The 17,372-nt window shown below is 71.2% G+C and carries 11 protein-coding genes and 1 pseudogene; 4 read left to right on the top strand and 8 right to left on the bottom strand.

Annotation, left to right across the window (positions count from 1 at the left end; all coding sequences use genetic code 11):
* The first annotated feature begins 17 nt into the window (after positions 1–17).
* Positions 18–3,497 (top strand): AAA family ATPase, encoded by a 3,480-nt coding sequence (locus tag AB0M95_RS12285; protein WP_363762601.1) that lies wholly within the window; start codon positions 18–20, stop codon positions 3,495–3,497.
* Between the two features lie 476 nt (positions 3,498–3,973).
* On the opposite strand, the gene AB0M95_RS12280 is transcribed toward AB0M95_RS12285, so the two are convergent.
* Complete coding sequence (locus AB0M95_RS12280; RefSeq protein WP_363762599.1) at positions 3,974–6,772, bottom strand: AAA family ATPase; 2,799 nt, start codon at positions 6,770–6,772, stop codon at positions 3,974–3,976.
* Between the two features lie 703 nt (positions 6,773–7,475).
* Positions 7,476–7,907, bottom strand: coding sequence for a hydroxyisourate hydrolase (locus AB0M95_RS12275; RefSeq protein WP_363762596.1), 432 nt, complete (start codon positions 7,905–7,907; stop codon positions 7,476–7,478).
* A gap of 336 nt (positions 7,908–8,243) precedes the next feature.
* Here AB0M95_RS12275 and AB0M95_RS12270 point away from each other — a divergent pair, with 336 nt between their 5' ends.
* Positions 8,244–8,471 carry a hypothetical protein gene (locus AB0M95_RS12270; protein ID WP_363762593.1) on the top strand — a complete coding sequence of 76 codons (228 nt, stop codon included), beginning with the start codon at positions 8,244–8,246 and terminating at the stop codon, positions 8,469–8,471.
* A 705-nt stretch (positions 8,472–9,176) separates the two neighbouring features.
* Positions 9,177–12,254: a BTAD domain-containing putative transcriptional regulator gene (locus tag AB0M95_RS12265; protein ID WP_363762590.1), complete on the top strand. Its 3,078-nt coding sequence runs from the start codon at positions 9,177–9,179 to the stop codon at positions 12,252–12,254.
* A gap of 253 nt (positions 12,255–12,507) precedes the next feature.
* Here the strand turns inward: AB0M95_RS12265 and AB0M95_RS12260 are convergent, their stop codons facing one another.
* The 6 genes and pseudogenes from AB0M95_RS12260 to AB0M95_RS12235 all read right to left on the bottom strand — a co-directional run bounded on the left by AB0M95_RS12260 (position 12,508) and on the right by AB0M95_RS12235 (position 16,488).
* Entirely contained in the window at positions 12,508–13,536 is a 1,029-nt protein-coding gene (locus AB0M95_RS12260) for a LacI family DNA-binding transcriptional regulator (protein ID WP_363762935.1), read from the bottom strand.
* 378 nt (positions 13,537–13,914) lie between these two features.
* Positions 13,915–14,274, bottom strand: a pseudogene (locus AB0M95_RS12255) (transposase); the annotation flags it as partial.
* Between the two features lie 226 nt (positions 14,275–14,500).
* The gene (locus tag AB0M95_RS12250) at positions 14,501–14,755 is read right to left on the bottom strand and encodes a hypothetical protein (protein ID WP_363762587.1); all 255 of its coding nucleotides are present in this window, start codon (positions 14,753–14,755) and stop codon (positions 14,501–14,503) included.
* Between the two features lie 118 nt (positions 14,756–14,873).
* Complete coding sequence (locus AB0M95_RS12245; protein ID WP_363762584.1) at positions 14,874–15,719, bottom strand: helix-turn-helix transcriptional regulator; 846 nt, start codon at positions 15,717–15,719, stop codon at positions 14,874–14,876.
* An 18-nt stretch (positions 15,720–15,737) separates the two neighbouring features.
* Positions 15,738–16,253 (bottom strand): DUF6879 family protein, encoded by a 516-nt coding sequence (locus AB0M95_RS12240; protein ID WP_363762932.1) that lies wholly within the window; start codon positions 16,251–16,253, stop codon positions 15,738–15,740.
* Positions 16,234–16,488, bottom strand: a complete 255-nt coding sequence (locus tag AB0M95_RS12235) for a hypothetical protein (protein ID WP_358523682.1) — start codon at positions 16,486–16,488, stop codon at positions 16,234–16,236. Before AB0M95_RS12235 ends, AB0M95_RS12240 begins: the two co-directional genes overlap by 20 nt.
* A 682-nt stretch (positions 16,489–17,170) precedes the next feature.
* Here AB0M95_RS12235 and AB0M95_RS12230 point away from each other — a divergent pair.
* The coding region (locus AB0M95_RS12230) for a hypothetical protein (protein WP_363762581.1) at positions 17,171–17,372 on the top strand (202 nt) is incomplete at its 3' end.

Raw genomic sequence — 17,372 nt, 5'->3', positions numbered from 1 at the left:
CGCGAACCGATCCGGCGGTGAATGTGGCGGAATTCGACATCAGAGTCCTCGGCGAGGTCGCGATCCTGGCGGACGGAACGCCGAGGAGACTCCTCCCCCAGACGGCCAAGGCCCTGGCAATGCTGCTCTCCTCCAGGAACCCCGTCCCCCAGGACACCCTCGCCGCCGCGCTCGGCCAGGGCCCCGACTGGCCGGTGCCGGACGTCGCGCCGCCGCTTTCCCGGCTGAGACAGGCACTCACCGGGGCGAACCTGGACATCCCTCCCGCCAAGTGGTCCCACGCCTACGAACTGGTGGAGAAGGAACCGGGCGTCCTCGCCGCCGCCCTGGACGCCTCCCGGTTCGAGGCGAAGCTGCGCGAGGGACGGGAGCTGTACGAGTCCGGTGACCTCGCCGCCGCGCTCGCGTGCCTGCGGACCGCGGCCGGCGAGTGGCGTGGGGCGCCGTTCGCCTCGCTGGCGGCCGGGTGGTCGCTGCCCTGGGTCTGCGAGACCCACCGCGCCCGGCTGGAGGAGCTGCGCACCGAGCTCGTACGCCTGGTCGCCCGCATCGCCCTGCGGCTCGGCCGCCACGAGGACGCGGCGTTCCTCAGTGAGGGCGCGGTGGGCGAGGGGCACGAGGACACCACCGCGATGTGGCTGCTGCGCTTCCTCACCACCCTGGGCGAGGACGGCGGGGCCGCCGCCCGGCGCCTGGCCGAGGCGCGCCGCGCCCACGCCCCCGGCGACGAGGCCGTCCGGCGCGCCGAGGACCTGCTGGCCCTGTACGAGCACGGCTTCGACGTGCGCACGCCCCTCGGCGCCGATTCCGGCCTCGCCGAGCAGGGCGGGCCCCGGGAGGTGGTCGGCCGTGAACGGGAGCTCCAGGAGCTCTCGCGCCTGATCGGGCGGCTGGGCGGCGGAGACTCCGCCGCCCTCGCGCTGTGCGGCGCGGGCGGCATCGGCAAGACCCGCCTGCTGCGTGAGGCGGCGCGCCTGGCCGCCGGGGCGCGCGTGCGCGCGGTCACCGTGATGTGCCGGCAGGAGGACGGCCTGCAGCCGTGGCGCGAGCTGGCCGGCACCCTGTGGAGCCACGTGCGCCGCGACCTGGCCGCGCCCGCCGACCCGATCGGCGCCCAGGAGCGTGGCACCCTCGCCAAGCTCATGTCCGCCGCCGCGCTGGACTCCCCCGCCCGGCCCGGCCACGAGCGCGACCCCCGGGAGCTGACCTTCCTGCTCACCGGCCTGCTGCGCCGCGCGGCCGGGCCTGGCCTGCTGGTGGCCTTCGACAACGCCCACCTGCTCACCGGCTACGCCGAGGAACTGCTCCAGCATGTGCGCAGAGGGCTCGGCGCCGCGCCCGTGGGCTTCCTGCTCGCCACCCGTACGCAGGCCGCGCACTGGCAGCCGGTCATGGACACGCTCACGCTCGCCCCGCTCACCGTGGAGGAGGTGGGCCGGTGGCTGGGGCGCGCGTGGGGCCGCGAGCCCACCGCCGACGAGACCAGGCAGGCGGCGCGCGTCACCGACGGCGTCCCGCTGGAGCTGTACAACCTCACCGAGTACGGCGAGCCCCGTCCCGCGCCCGCCCGCGCCGAGCCCGCGGGCACCCCGGCCTTCCGCTGGCTGGCCGCCGCCGCGATCACCGCGGTGGGCCTGGACATCGACGCCGCCCTGGTCACCCGCATGCTCGGCCTGCGCCCGGAGGAGGCGGACCGCGACCAGGCGCTGGCCGCCGCGGGCAACACCGTCCTGGTCCACGACCGGCTGTGCTTCCCGCACGACCGGTCCCGCGAGGCCGTCCTCGACGGCCTCAAACGCGACCCCGCGCTGGCCAGGGACCTGCACCGGCGGGCCTTCGAGGCGCTCACCGAGCGCATGACCGGCGGCGGCTGGGTCGACCCGGCGCTCCCGGTGCGGGTCGCCCGGCACGCCCGCGCCGCCGGGGCCGGCCTGCCGCAGGAGCGCGTCGCCGCCGCGTGCCTGGACGCGGCCCGCGCCGAGCAGCGCGGGTTCGGCGTGGACAGCGCGGTCGAGTGGGCCCAGGCCGGGCTGCTGCTGCGGTGCGACTCGGCGACCCGCGTGGGGCTGCTGATCACCCTCGGCGACGCGCTCAGCGACGTCGGCGAGATGGACGAGGCGGGCCGCCGCTACCAGGCCGCGTACGAGGCCGCCGAGGGGCTGCCCGAGCTGGCCGCCGCCGCGGCGATCCGGCTCGCCCGCCGGTGGTCGGCCCCCGGGCAGGCCGACCAGCAGCTCGTCCACCTGCTGCGCGGCGCGCTGGCCTCCCTCGGCGACGGGCCGGGCGCGCAGACCGCCGAGCTGCGCCTCCAGTTACGCGCCCATCTGGCCAAGAAGCGGACGATGGCCGTCAGCCCCGGCGCCGGCGCCGTCCCCGCCGGGCCGCCGCAGGAGGTCGAGCTCGCCCGCGCCACCCTGCGCGAGCTGCCCGAGGACGGCGACCCGCTGGTGCGCTGCGAGGTGCTGAACGAGTGCCGCTGGGCCCTGTTCGACCACGCCTACCCCAGCGAGCTGATCGGCATCTCCGCCCGCCTGCGCGAGGCGGGCATCGGCGCGGGGTCGGCGTACTTCCAGAGTGAGGGCATGGTGGCGCTGGCCGTCGACCAGCTCAGGCTCGGCCTGCTGCCCGACGCGCTCGGCACCGTGGACGACCACCGCAGGCACGTCGCCCGCAACCCCCGCGCGCTCGGCCCCTGGCTCCAGGCGACCCTCGACACCGTGATGGACCTGTGGGGCGGCGACTTCACGCGGGCGCGGGAGCGCCTGATGGGCGAGTCGCTCGGCATCGTGCAGGAACTGGCCAAGGGCCAGGCCATGCCCGCCGAGACGCTGCAGCAGACCTGGATGGGCCAGTACTTCTGGCTGCTGCGCGAGCGGGGCGCGATGTCCGAGCTGTTCGACGGGGGCCTGGCCACCCAGATCGAGCAGCACGGCTACTTCCCGGTCTGGCGGGCCGCGCACGTGCTCGCCCTGTGCGAGACCGAGCGGTACGACGAGGCCGCCGACCGGCTGGCCGCCGTCGTCCGCGACACCGCGGGCCTGTCCGCGCTGCCGCCGCACGGCTGGACGGTGCCCACGCTGGCGGTGCTGGCCGAGGCGTGCGCGATGATCGCCGAGGCGGGCGCGGAGGGGGCCGAGACCGACGGCCACGTACGCCTGCTGCGCGAGCGCTTGGCCGCCTACCCCGGGGAGATCGTGCTCGCCGGGTGGCCGACGGTGCTGATCGGGCCGACGGCGCGGTTCCGCGGCCTCCTGGCGACCACGGCGGGCGACGCCGAGGACGCGCTGCGCTGCTTCGACGAGGCCAAGCGCCTGGTGTCGGGCGCGCCGCCGCACATGGCCCGCATCCAGCTCGACCGCGCCAAGGCCCTGCGCCTCCTGGACCCCTCCGACCCGACCGGCGAGGCAACCCGCCTCCTCCACCGCTCCCTACGCCAGTCCACCCGCCTAGGCATGACCCGCCTGACGAAAGAGGCCCGCGCCCTCCTGACCACCTGACCACAGCCCCGGCCCCGACGCCGTCTGGGCCGGTTGCGGACCGTAATGGGGCGCATGGCCATGCCGCCGCCGAGCCGCTATGCCGACATCGCCGGCCGCGTTCCCGGGGCGCGCGGGCGGCCGGGTGCGGGGGCGCGGGTGCCTGGGGTGCGCGATAGCGCGATAAGCGGAAACAGGGGTTCCGCACGGGTGACAAGGTGCGGACGGTGCGTGGGGGGATCCGCCGGGCGCGGGTGCCGGGCCTATGCCGGGCACGGGGTGCGCGGGTGCCGGTCGTGTGCCGGGCACGTGGGGCGGGGGCGATCCGTTCGGGCCCGCGTCGCCGCTGAGCGGCGGTGGCACAGGCCGGCGACTTCTCCCGCGAGGACCTCGTCTCGCGCGGAGCGGCCTGTGCTCGGGCCTCTTGCGTTCCGGCCCGGGGCCGGAGCGTCCTCGGAAGCGCTCCGATCCAAGCGCGTCCGGGGAAGGCGTGTCTGTCAGGCGGGCATCGAGGTGCCGAGCTGCAACGTGGAGGGCAGTTCGGACCTGCTGGTGATGTCGAGCTTGCGGTAGGTCCTGGTCAGGTGCTGTTCGACGGTGCTGACCGTGACGTACAGCTTGTCGGCGATCTCCCGGTTGGTGTACCCGGCGGCGGCCAGCACCGCGACCCGGCGTTCGGCGTCGCTCAGGATCGCCGTCACGTCCGTGGTCTCGGTGACGGTCCCCGTCGCGGCGGTGGCGCCGTTGCCGTCGCCCTCCCTGGCCAAGGACCTGTGCAGCGGGTCGGCGTGGCATTCCTTGGCGACGGCGCGGGCCCGGCCTCCGATCATGCCGGCCCGCCGGTATTCGCCCAGCGCGTGGAAGGCCTCCGTGAGGTCGGCCAGGACGCGCGCCAGCTCGTACCGGTCTCCCCCCGCCTGCAGGAGGTCGCCGGCCTGGCGCAGCAGCATGGGGCGGTGGCGTGGCTCGCTGGTGGCGGCCAGCAGGCGCATGGCGATGCCGTGCACCCGTGGCGCGCCGTTGCCGCACCGCCTGATCTGCTCCTCGGCCAGACGCCTTGCCTGGTCGGGACGTCCGAGGCGCAGGCACGCCTCGGCGACCTCGGCCCGCCAGGGGATGAGCCAGGGCACGTCCAGGTCCCACTTGCCCATCAGCTCGCCGCACCGCTGGAAGTCCCGCAGCGCGAGCTGGGGGTGGTCGGTGGCGAGGCTGTAGCGGCCGCGGGCGTGCAGGTAGTGCAGGCCCCAGCGGGTCTGGAACATCGCCTCGGGCACGGGCTGGTCGAGCAGTTCGTTGACGGCGTCGTAGTTCCCCATCGCCGTGTAGGCGATGATGAGGCTCGACAGCGGCCCGCCGAGCGCCACGCCCCACCCGCTCAGCGGGATGGTGTCCAGGGCGAGGCGGCCGTGGAACTGCGCGCCCAGCATGTCGCCCTGACGCAGGGCGATCTCGGCCCGGATCGCCGACAGCCGCGCCTGCCTGCTCGGCGCCCACCGTGAGGAGGCCTCGTCGATGAACACGTCGCACCAGGGCGCCGCCTTGTCGGGCCGCCCCCCGTAGGTGAGCGCGAGCAGGGCGCTCTCCACTGTGTCCATCGACATCTCGTCGAGGCGTGAGCTGCGCAGGATGCGCTCCACGCCTGAGACGATCTCCTCGCGCGGCCCGCGGGTGAGGACGGCGGCGAGCGTGACCGCCGACTCCAGGCGCCGGTAGGCCGCCACCGTCAGGATCGCCGCGCGCGACTGCTCGCTGCTCACCTGGGGCAGGTGGGAGAGGAACGGGGCGTAGGAGCAGCGCAGCCACGGACGGGTGACCACCAGCTCGGTGATCGTGTCCGCGTCCAGCTTCTCCCCCGACTCGTTGAGGTGCTTGAGGACGTCCTCGGCGTCCTCAAGCCTGCCGTGCCACAGCAGCGCCTTGGCCAGCACGACGGCGTCGCTTCCCCGCAGGTGCCCGCGGTGCAACGCTTCGGTCAGCTCGGCGAAGTGCCCGGTCGGCGTGCTGGGGTTGATGCGCCACTCGGCCCGCATGAGCGTCGTGGTGATCCTGACCCGCCGCTGGTCGTCGGTGCAGGTCCGACTGGCCATGCGCAGGTACTCGACGGCGGATTCGACCCGTCCGTCGCGCAGGGCGTGCCGGGCCGCGTCCTCCAGGACCTCGACGGTCCAGGGCTCGCCGGACCCTCCGGCGCTGAGCAGGTGGTCGGCGACCTCCGTGGTGGTGCCGCCGCCGTCGTAGGCGAGCCTGGCCGCGCGCCGGTGCAGCTCGGCCCGTTCCTCGGCGTCCAGTTCCGTGAGGATGGCGGCGCGCGCCGCCTCGTGGCGGAACCGGCCCCCGGTGAGCAGCCCGGCGGCGTCCAGGGCATTGAGCTCGCGGGTGACGTACTCCTGGCCCACGCCCAGCAGCCTGGCCAGGAACTCGGGCCGTCCGAGCACCGCGAGAGCCCACGCGACCCGCGTCATCTTGGGGTCGGCCCGGTGCAGGCAGGACAGGACGGCCTGCCCGTACCCCTCGCCGGCGACCAGTTCGTCCGGTGGATCGCCTCCGGACGAGCGCATCGCGGCCTCGTAGTCCTCCACGAGCCCGGCGGCCAGCAGCGGGTTGCCCCCGCTGACGGCGTACCACTCGCCGGCGAACCTCTCGGCCGCGCCGGCGCCGAGTTGCTCGGCCACCAGGCTCATCACGCCCGCCGGTGACAGCGGGGCGAGCTGAATCCGGCGGCAGTGCGGCTGGCGCAGCAGCTCGGTGGGGAACGATGTCTCCGCGTACCGCCCGTGGGTGGAGTGGCTGAACACCACGATGATCGAGGCGAACCGCACCCGCCGGGACAGGTAGGCCAGGCACAGCAGCGAGGCCCGGTCGGCGTGGTGGACGTCGTCCACGACGATCATCAGGGGGTAGCGCTCGGACAGTTCCAGCAGGACGGTGCACAGGGCATGGACGATCTGCGCGTCGACCTGCTTGGGCGGCTCGCCGTCCGGTTCGGACGAGGTGATGGCGCGGGCGCCCTCCTGCAGCAGCGCCATCGCCCGTTCACGCTCGGCCGGGACCAGCGGCGCGTCGTGGATGAGCTGCCCGAGCACGCCTAACTGCATGTCCCGCTCGGCCAGCGAGCCCGTCGCGGTGACGGGCAGCGCGCCGAGTTCGGCCGCGTGCTCGGCGAATGAGTGAAGTAACTCACTCTTGCCGGTCGCCACGGTGCCGCTCATCAGGGCCACCCGGCCTTTCCCGTTGATAGCGCTGGCGAGTAGTCCCTCCAAGGAGGCCAACGCCTCCTGTCGTTCGATCAGGCTCATGACGAGCCTCCCTCTTTCCCGACGAAAATCACATCCCCGCCGTAAATCGGAAGCCCAGAGAGCGGCCTCCCCCGATACGCGGGTTCAGTGCGTCGCATCCCCGTCCGCCTATTTCGTGCCTGGCCGGGAGTTCCCGGCCGCACGTCGTGGCGTCTTCCGATTGTCCATACATGTCCGATTTCGGCGTTAATGCCCACGTTAAGTTCGGGCACCTTCCGGGCTTTATCGCGTGGCTATCACCGCGCGAACGGCCACTGCGGGATGTGAGGGTCGCGGCGCGGCAATGCCGAGCGGCTCGGCATCCTCCGCCGCGGGTGATGGTCGGGCGGGCGCGGCCATGGTGGCCGCCAGGCGCGCGCGGGTGACCGCGGACCGGACGGCCGACAGCGCGGCCGTCTCCACGTCCGGGTCGATCCCGGCGCCCCACAGCGTTCCCTCGGGGAGCAGGCACTCCGCGCACACCGCCACCCCGCCGGGCGAGGCAGGTTCATGCCGTGCCCGGTGATCGTGTTGTCCGGCCAGGTACGCCCGGCCGGCGCGACCGGCGCGACCGGGCGGTAGCGGGCCGCGGGCGGCCTGGCCGGTCCCCCGGCACCGGCGGCCGCGCCCGCGGTGTCTCCTGTGGTCACTGTGGGGGTTCCCTTCTCCGCCTGGGGCCTGTCCCCCGGGAAGTCGGGCAAGGACAAGGCATGGCTCGCGTGGATCACGTGATCCGGAAATGGGTCGAGTACGAGTACGGGGACAACATCACCTGGATCAGATAGGCGTCGGTCTCGTCCCGCATGCGAAAAGTGACGATTATCTCGGGATAGGCAGCCATAAGCCCTAACCCGACAAAGTAGTAGTCACTATCGAAAACAATGCGATAAAGCCCGCGTTCCAGCTTCTTGTCACGCCACTCGCTGATGCAGCCCTCGCTGTCGGTCTCCGCGTCCGCGAGGTCCTGCCATCGCCCGAGACAGTCCTGCTCCAGGCGCGCCCGCACGCCCGCGACCGACCGGCCGTAGACGCCGTCCAGCGCCTGCGCCGTAACGCTCATCCCGAGAACCCCATCTGCCGGGTCCGCCATGACGGACAGCTCGACCACCACTGCGATCGCGCGCCGGTCGCCATGGCGCCCCCACTGGCGCGACACGCGCGTGAGCTGCCGGACGGCGTGCGCACATCCGGATTCACCGTCCTTGACCCGACGCGCATGGATCCGGAGCCGAAGATGCCACGGGCACCCCGAGAGTTCCGGCCTTGGGGGTAAGCCTGCCAAATCTCGCTATCGATTCACTTTCGTCCGGCTATTCGGTCCCGGCATTCACCGCCGCCCACTGGGCCCCACGCCTGCGTGCACCGCTTTCGAGCGGCGAAAGGCCCCTGCGGCCCCCGTGCGGGCCACCAATAGCGACCAGTGACCAAAAATCCTCGAATAGCGCCCTGAGCAGGACAAATGCCAGGCGAGAAGAGAACCGATAATGACCGAATGGCGCTGGTTTCTACGTTGTCGGTGTTCGGAACCGACCCGCTGCGGCTCGCCGCAGCACCGCGACACGAGAAGAGGTCAGCAGAGTTGAGTGCTCACACCCGTTCCGCCTTCCGCGTCGCCGTGACCGCGACCGCCCGGACCACCGGCGCCAGCCGCCCCGCGCCGGCCGGACCCGCCCGTTCCATCGGGATCGCCGGGACCGCCGCGGGCGCCGCGGCCGCCTAGGGCGGCGGCGGCACTCCGTGGGGCTGAGCGTCTCTGATTGGCTGAGCGATCCTGTGCGTTACACAGAATCAAGGCACAACGAGCTGCCCGGTATTCACCGATCGTCTTCGTGCCCTGGTGCCGGCAACCGGAGCCGCCGGCCCGCTGAGCACGTCCCTCCGGACGCCGACCGGTCAGGCGTGCACAGCCCGACCGGGGAGGGTGCCCGACGTCGCCTGGGCGCCGGGCGTGCCGGTAACAGCATGCCACGACATGACTACGATTCGCTAATCGAATCAGAAAGCCTCCGCATGCGCGCCTCACCCGCCTCCGGACGCACCGGAGAGCACTCCCCCGCTCCTCGCTCCGCTAAACCTGGACCAAAAAGGGGAAGAAACACATATAACCGGACATTTCGCCGTATGGGGATGTCCGACATCCGGCGTTTGGTTGCACGCGCAAACACGCATACGAGTTCGGAAAGTCTTCGCAGATTCTCTATAGATCTGAACCACGTATAGTAGTACGATCCAGACATAAGTGACATCGCTATACGTGACGATCCAGCGCCTGGCAGTATCAATGCGCCGGAGTTGCTACGAACCGGCCAATGGTCGATGTTTACTACGGGGCGGATCTCCTGGAATCAGACACCTGTTACCTCTCGCATCGGAGGGTGAGCAAAGTTCCGGATGGGCCGCGGGCTTTCTTGCGAGGAGATGCAGGGTGGAATTCGGGATTCTAGGGGCTCTCGAAGCGTCCGTGGCCGGCCGGAGGCTCGATCTCGGCGGGATCAGGCAGCAGATCGTGCTCGGCGTCCTCCTGCTCGACGCCAACCGGGTCGTCACCATCGGCCGCCTCATGGAGGCCATCTACGGCGACGAGCCCCCGACGACCGCCCGGGCCCAGGTCCAGATCTGCATCAGCTCGCTGCGGCGCCTGTTCGCCGCCAGCGGCAGCCCCGACATCATCTCCACGCAGTCCCTCGGCTACGCCATCCGGGTCGCCGCCGACGAGATCGACGCCCAGCGCTTCGAGAGCCTCGTCCAGCGGGCCCGGCGCGCCCGTGAGAGCCGCAACGTCAACGAGGCGATCCGGCACTACCGCGAGGCGCTGTCGCTGTGGCGGGGGCCGGCCCTGGACGGCATCGACAGCAGGCTGGTGCAGTCGGCGGCCAGCAGGCTCGCCGAGGACCGCATCACCGCCAACGAGGACTGCATCCAGCTGGAGCTCGACCTCGGGCGCCACCACGAACTGGTCGGCGAGCTGACCGAGCTGACCGAGGAGTACCCGCTGCGCGAGCGTCTGCGCGGCCAGCTCATGACCGCGCTGTACCGCTCGGGCCGCCAGGCCGAGGCCCTCCAGGTGTACCGCAACGCCCGGCGCACCATGATCGAGGAGCTGGGCATCGAGCCCAACGAGCGGCTCCAGCGGCTGGAGCACGCGATCCTCACCTCCGACGAGAGCCTGGCCCCTCCCGCCCAGCCGGAGCGGGTGGAGGTGCAACCGGCGCCGACCGTCCCGAACGTCCCGGGCATGCTGCCCACCGACATCGCGGACTTCACCGGGCGCACCAAGCAGATCGAGGACATCCGGCAGCGGCTGATGCTCGCCTCGGAGGACCGCTCGCGCTTCGCCGTCCCCATCATCGTGATCGTGGGCAAGCCCGGCGTCGGCAAGACCACCGTCGCCGTCCACGCCTCCCACAGCGTCGGCGACCGCTTCCCCCACGGCCAGCTCTTCGCCGACCTGCACGGCGCGGCGCCGCGGCCCACCAGCCCCATGCAGGTCCTCGAACGCTTCCTGCGCGTCCTCGGCGTGTCGGGCACGGCGATCCCCGACGGCCTGGAGGAGCGGGCCGAGATGTACCGCGCGCTGCTCGCCGACCGCCGCATGCTCATCGTCCTCGACGACGCCGGCAGCGAGAGCCAGGTGCTGCCCCTGCTCCCCGGCAACCCGGCCTCGGCCGTCATCATCACCAGCCGCAGCCGCCTGGCCGGGCTGGCCGGGGCCGTCCACGTCGACGTGGAGATCTTCGAGTCCGACCAGTCGGTCAACCTGCTGTCGCGCATCGCGGGCATCGAGCGCGTGCAGTCCGAGATCGAGGCCGCCGAGGCCTTGGCCGAGCTGTGCGGGCACCTGCCGCTCGCGCTGCGCATCGCCGGCGCGCGCCTGTCGGCCCGGCCGCACTGGAGCATCGAGCAGCTCGTCAGCCGCCTGGAGGACGAGACGCGGCGGCTGGACGAACTGAAGCACGGCGAGATGGGCATCCGGGCCAGCATCTCGCTGACCTACGACAGCATCACCGAGGACGCGCGCCGCCTGTTCCGCCGCCTGACCATCCTCGACTCCCCCGTCTTCTCGGCGTGGGTCAGCGCCGCGCTTCTGGACCGGCCGCTGGCCGAGGCGCAGGACCTGCTGGACGACCTGGCCGACGCCCAGCTCATCGAGACGACCGGCGTCGGGTACGGCGTCCACAGCCAGTACCGCTTCCACGACCTGCTGCGCGTGTTCGCCCGGGAGCGCCTGGCCGCCGAGGAGACCCCGGCCGAGCGCGGCTCCGCCCTCGCCCGCGTGCTCGGCGGCCTGCTCTACCTGGCCGAGGCCGCGCACCGCAGGGAGTACGGCGGGGACTACGTCCAGATCCACAGCGGCGCCCTGCGCTGGCCGCTGCCGGAGAAGCTCGTCGGCCAGCTCGTCGCGGCGCCCCTGCAGTGGTACGAGCGCGAGCGGTCGATGCTCGTCTCCGGCATACGCCAGGCCGCGCAGGCGGGCTTCGTCGAGCTGTGCTGGGACCTGGCGATCAGCTCGGTGACGCTCTTCGAGTCGCGGGTCTACCTCGACGACTGGCGGGAGACCCACCAGATCGCGCTGACGGCCGCCCGGCAGGCCATGGACAAACGCGGGCAGGCGGCGATGCACTACTCGCGCGGCTCGCTCTACATCACCGAACAGCGCTTCGGCGACGCCCGCTGCGACTTCGAGGCGGCCGTCCAGTTGTTCGAGGAGGTCGGGGACAGGCAGGGAACGGCCCTGGTCATCAGGAACATCGGGTTCCTGGATCGGCTGAGCGGGCGGTTCTCCGACGCAGAGGCACATTACAAACGGGCCCTGGAGATCTTCCGGAGCACCGAGGACCAGGTCGCGTCGGCGTACGTCCTGCACAACCTGGCCCAGCTCCGCCTGGAGTTCGACGACCTGCCGGGGGCCCAGCGGCTGCTGACCGAGGCGCTGGAACTGAGCCGCACGAGCGGCAGCAGGCGGGTGGAGGCGCAGGTCCTCCACCGCATCGGCCATACCTACCTCCAGTCCGACCAGCCCGCGCTGGCGGCGGAGGTCTTCAACGAGGCGCTGACCGTCGTACGCAACATCGGTGACCCCACCGGCGAGGCGTACACCCTGCACGGCCTCGGCATCGCCCGGCTCCGGCGAGGGGAGCTGGCCGACGCCGCGAGCGCGCTGCACCGGTCGCTGATGCTGGCGAGCACGTCCAGCGAGCAACTCGTGGAGGCCCGGGTGCAGCTAGGGCTGGGCGAGCTCGCCATCGCGCAGGAGGACGCCACGCAGGCCGTCGTCCACTTCGAGCAGGCGCTGTCGTTGTTCCGCGCCATGCACATGCCGCTGCTGGAGGCCCGCACGCTGATCTCCCTCAGCGGGGCGCAGCACGACGCCGGGGACGGCGAGGCGGCGCAGGACTCGCTGGCGCGGGCGCTGGCGCTGACCGACAAGATGGACGCCCCGCTCGCCCAGCAGATGCGCGCGCAGCTCAACCAGATGATCGACGAAAAGAAGCACAACGGCTGACGGACGCGCGCCCGCCGGGCCACGGTCCGGGCCCGCCGCAGGGCCGGAACCCCTCACAAGCCGCTTGCAGAACGCGACATCTCCCTGCAACACGGCTTACATGAGCCGCAAATAGACGACGTCGTTCCGGCTGCCCGTGCGAACGGGGGCTTTCACGCGGGGAGGACGGGGCCGCCCCGGCCGTGCGGCCGCCCCCGCGTGGAGCGTTACACGGCGGCGGCCCGTCCTACCGTCCGTACCCTGCCCGATCTCGTCACACGGCCGCGGCCAGCGCCCGGGCCCTGACCGGCGCGGTCGAGCCCCGGACCACCAGCTCGGGCTCGAACAGCAGCTCCTGCGCGGTGACGGACGCGCCCTCGATCTGCCCCACCAGCAGCGTGACCGCGGCCCGGCCGACCGCCTCGATCGGCTGCCGCACGGTCGTCAGCGGAGGGTTCGTGCAGTTCATGAACGCCGAGTCGTCGTAGCCGACCACGGACACGTCCCCGGGCGCCGAAAGGCCCAGGCGGCGCACCGCGCGGATCGCTCCAAGAGCCTGGGGGTCGCTCGCGCAGATGATGCCGGTGAACCCCTGCCGGACGAGCCGGGCCGCCGCGGCCTGGCCGCCCTCGACCGAGAACAGCCCCCGCTCCACCGTCTCGGGCCCCACGTCCACGCCGGCCCGCCGCGCGGCCTCGGTGAACGCCATCAGCTTGCGCAGCGAGGGGACGTGGTCGCGCGGGCCGAGCACCAGGCCGACGCGCTCGTGGCCGAGCGACAGCAGGTGGCCGAACGCCTGCTCGACCGCCACCGCGTCGTCGGTGGCCACGCAGGGGAAGCCGAGGGCCTCGCTGGCGGCGTTGACCAGGACGACCGGCAGGCGCAGCTCCAGCAGCCGCCGATAGTGGTCGTGGGGGGCGTCGGCCTCGGCGTAGTGGCCGCCGGCGAAGACCACGCCCGAGACCTGCTGGTCCAGCAGCATCTCGACGTAGTCGGCCTCGGACAGCCCGCCGGCCGTACGCGTGCACAGCACGGGCGTGAAGCCCCGCTGCGCCAGCGCGCCCCCGACGACCTCCGCCAGGGCGGGGAAGATCGGGTTGCCCAGTTCGGGCAGCACGAGCCCGACCAGGCGCGCCCGCTCCCCCCGCAACTGGGACGGCCTTTCATAGCCCAGCACGTCCAGCGCGGTCAGCACCGCGGCGCGCGTGGACTCCGACACCCCGGGCTTGCTGTTGAGCACCCGGCTGACCGTGGCCTCGCTGACCCCGACCTTCTTAGCAACTTCCGCAAGTCGTCGTGTCATGCCGCAAGGATACTGTAAAAAATAACGCAAGCCGGTGACAGCATCATGAGTTGGCATGCGGGTCATCCGACGGCCACGTGAAGGCCTCCCGGCAAGGCCGAACGGCCCCGCCGAGACGTCACCACAGCTCGGACCCATACCCGCCCGCCCAAGCGGGCCGGGCTCCCGACTCCCCTGGTCCGGCGGCGAATCCGCGCTGGAACCGGCCTTCCACAGAGGTGGCGTTAACATTCCGGAAATATTGCGCAATACCGTCGACTTATTGCATCGACGATAATACCCACCCGCCCGGCGCGACGCCGAGAAGCCGTCGCCGCCACGCCGGTCGGACCTCACGCCGGCAGTCCGTACACGCTCCAGCAGCAGTTCTAAAATCCGCTCCTCGGCGGAGCCGGCGATCACACGGTCCCGGAACTCACCGAACACCGAGAAGTCGAACCCCGCGTCTTCAAGCTCCAGGCCCAGGGCGTATTTCCAGTCCAGCCGACCACGAACCGCATCGGCCGCCTGCCGGTCTGACAACCCTTCGGCGTATTGCAACACCAGCGCGAGAGCCACCCGGGCGGGTGACTCGGCGGGTCGCCCGTCACCCGGAAACAGATCGGCGAAGTCATCGTCACTGAAGATCGTCCCTAGCGTGTCGCGGAGCCGCATGCACATGCTGCCTTTGGGAAACGCGGCTGCCACCTTCCGGGTCGTCTCGGGAATTTCCATGAACGACTCCGGACGCATGGACACGCTTCTCGCCTTCCACCCCAAACCGGATCTTGCGCAGACCCTGATCAGAATTGCCGGGAACGATCAACCAGGTTCGCCAACAGAGTCCTGAAGGCCGGAGCGCTGACCCGCATTTCGGTAGACAGGTGATCTTCCACGACCATCCGCCGAAACTGAATCTCCGTTGACCATTGCCGTGTCCAGAGCCATCGAGCCCACCGTCTCCTGCCCGGTCGGCTGCCGACGCCTAGGAGACGGCCCGCAGGTGGCTTTCCTGGCGGCGGGGGGAGGCGGGGACGGCCCGGCCTTCGAGGCGGTACTGCGCCTCGAGCCCTCGTATCAGTTCCTCGGCGTCTGCGCCGCACACGACGTGCGCCAGCCCCCTGCTCTGCGCCTCGGCCGAGACCCGGCCGATCCGGAGGGCGATGAACCCTCCCCCGGCGCCGTCCATGAACGTCCACCGCCCGCCGTAGGCGGCTTCCAGTTCGCGCACGCCGGTCATGCGGCCGCCCTCTCGCCGGGCAGGGCCATGCGAAACCCCCTCCGTCCGATCACCATACGCATGACGGTAGGAGCGGAGGGTCACCGGCCTCAACGAACATGTACGAACTTGCACGCGATCATTCCAGGGCCTCGATGGCCGCGAGGATGAGCGCGCGCGCCTGGTCTCCGTAGACGGCGGACGCCGCCAGCTCGGCGAAGTACCTGACGTACAGGTCGATCTCGCGCGGCTGCGTGATCGTCACGGCGGCCGAGACCAGTTCGATGAAGACCCGCGCCTCGTCGTAGATGGAGAAGGTCTCGGTCACCACCTGTTTCCGGGGCGCCGACATCGGGATGATCCCCAGGGACAGGTTCGCCTGGCCCATGGCGGTCAGCATGTGCCGGAGCTGCTCGGCCATCACATCGTCGGCGGCGATCCGGTTGCGCAGCACCGACTCCTCGATGAGCATCGCGCAGCGGCGGTTCCGCCCCGCGAGGAAACGCCGCCGCGCCAGCCGCGCCTCGACACCCGCCTCGATGTCGGTGCCCGCGCTGTGGAATTCGGAGAAGCGCGTCATGAGGACCCGCATGTAGCCGGGCGTCTGCAAGGGCCAGGGAACGACGTTGCAGCAGTAGAAACGGAAAAGGCGGGTCTCCTCGTAGAGCGTCAGCCGCATTTCCTGCATGCGTTTCTGGCTGCGCTGGACCCTTCGCCACTCCACATAGGCGTCGCCCGCGCTGCGGGAGGCGGCGATCAGATCGGGGATCTCGTCCGGCACCCCGCAGATCTGGCACCACGTGCGAATGTCCGCGTCACTGGGCGGTGTGCGGCCGTTGACGAGGCGCGAGCATTTGGTCTCGTCCCAGCCGGCCTGCCTGGCCAGGGCTCGGGCGGTCATTCCGGAATCGCGCAGGATCTCGCGCAACCGGTCGGCGATGGCCTGGCGGGCCTGCTGGGCGCTGGAGGACGGCGAAGTGGACACGTGCGGCGCGGTCGGTGCTCAGACGGGGGTGTATTCCGCGTGGTCGACGGCTCTTTCCCAGACGCCCTCGAACGCCACGACGCACAACTTGACGACGGCGGGCTCCTCGGACATCACATGGCCGGCGGGCTCGCCGTCGCCCGTCTGGAAAACGAAACAGACCAGCCCGTCGTCGAATTGCCAGAAGTCGCTGCCCGGCAGCGCCAGATCGGCCGCACGGGGCCGGGGCAGCCATCGCACCTGCTCGCCGCCGGCGAGATTCGCGGCCGGGGTGATGGCGTGCTCGTAACGGATGTAGTCGCTGACCGGCTCGGACACCACCCGCGCGCGACGGAAGGAGACCCCGCGGGCGACGTGGGTTCTGATGAGATTCACCCAGGGGCTGAGATAGTCGTATCGCGCGATCCGTTCCACGGGAACGCCTTCACGCCACGCGCGGTAGCCGGCACTGCCGGTGCCATAGGTATCGCGGAGTTCCAGGTGCGTCACGGAGCGCCGGGCCTTCTCGAACATCTCAGTCAAATCGAGGGTCATGGCCACCACACGCCTCCCAAAGGGCCTTGCGCAGCTCCGAGGGCAACCGGAAAGCACGCTCATTGGCCTCGATATGGCTGTAGGTCTGTATCTCGGCGATCACGTCCGGGTCCTCGATCGGGTAGCCGACGAGCACGAGGCTGCCGTCCTCTTCGTCGACCGAGACCGACGGGCAACTGTTCTGCTCGCTGCCGCCCTTGCCGTAGAACCGTAACGCCATCGAGTCCTCCAGCATCGGAAGTATGCACGGACTTGCACATCCGAGGCTCGCCGCCCGCGGCGCCGTAGTCAAGCGATTACAAGAAGTCGAGGCGAATAGTACACGGTTCTCGGAGCCCTGAACCGGCGCGGACAGGCACCATTCGGAAGCCCCGTAACCCTCGCCCTTACTCCGCGTGACACACGACTGGAAATAAACCCTCAAGTACCGCGCGCGGATATGACCGTCGCGGCCTGGGGCATTCCGTACATCATGACCGGCCGATCGCGTCCCGGAGGTCGGCGACCTCGACCTGTACCGCGACAAGCCGGCCATAAGCGGCGCCGGCGGCGGCCTTTCTGGTCACTTACCACGCCGAGCCCGGCACCGACTCCGCCCGCGCCCTGCCCCTCCTCGGCTCGATGGCCGCCGGCACCCCGGCCCCCCGCATCGACCCCGCCCCTCGGCTCCGTGATCGCCCCCTCTGGCGAGGGGCACGACACGGCTCCCCCGTCGCGCACGGCTTGACGAGTTCATTGCCATGTGTCACCCTGAAGTTGGCCGCGTGATTGACTCGCATAGTAATGTGTGGACAGGTGTTTGCTTTCTGCCTAGACTGTCTACTCGTGCCGCCTTCTGACGTCCCGTGACTCTCGCCTGATTCGCGAGCCGTCCGGCGTGCGCGCAGCCAGTCCGCGAGCCCTCGGAAGGACATCTGTTGGCAGCCTCGCGCAACGCCTTCGCCGTACCCGCTGGTCCCCGCCGCGTGTCTTTCGCGCGCATCCAGGAGCCGCTCGAAGTTCCCGATCTTCTCGCCCTGCAGATCGAGTCGTTCGACTGGCTGCTCGGCAACGAGAAATGGCGGTCGCGGGTCGAAGCGGCTCGCCAGGCCGGGCGCAAGGACGTTCCGGCCCAGTCCG

This window comes from Sphaerisporangium sp. NPDC051017 (assembly GCF_040683095.1).
Classification (GTDB): Bacteria; Actinomycetota; Actinomycetes; order Streptosporangiales; family Streptosporangiaceae; genus Sphaerisporangium.
This window is presented reverse-complemented; position numbering and strand designations above follow the sequence as displayed.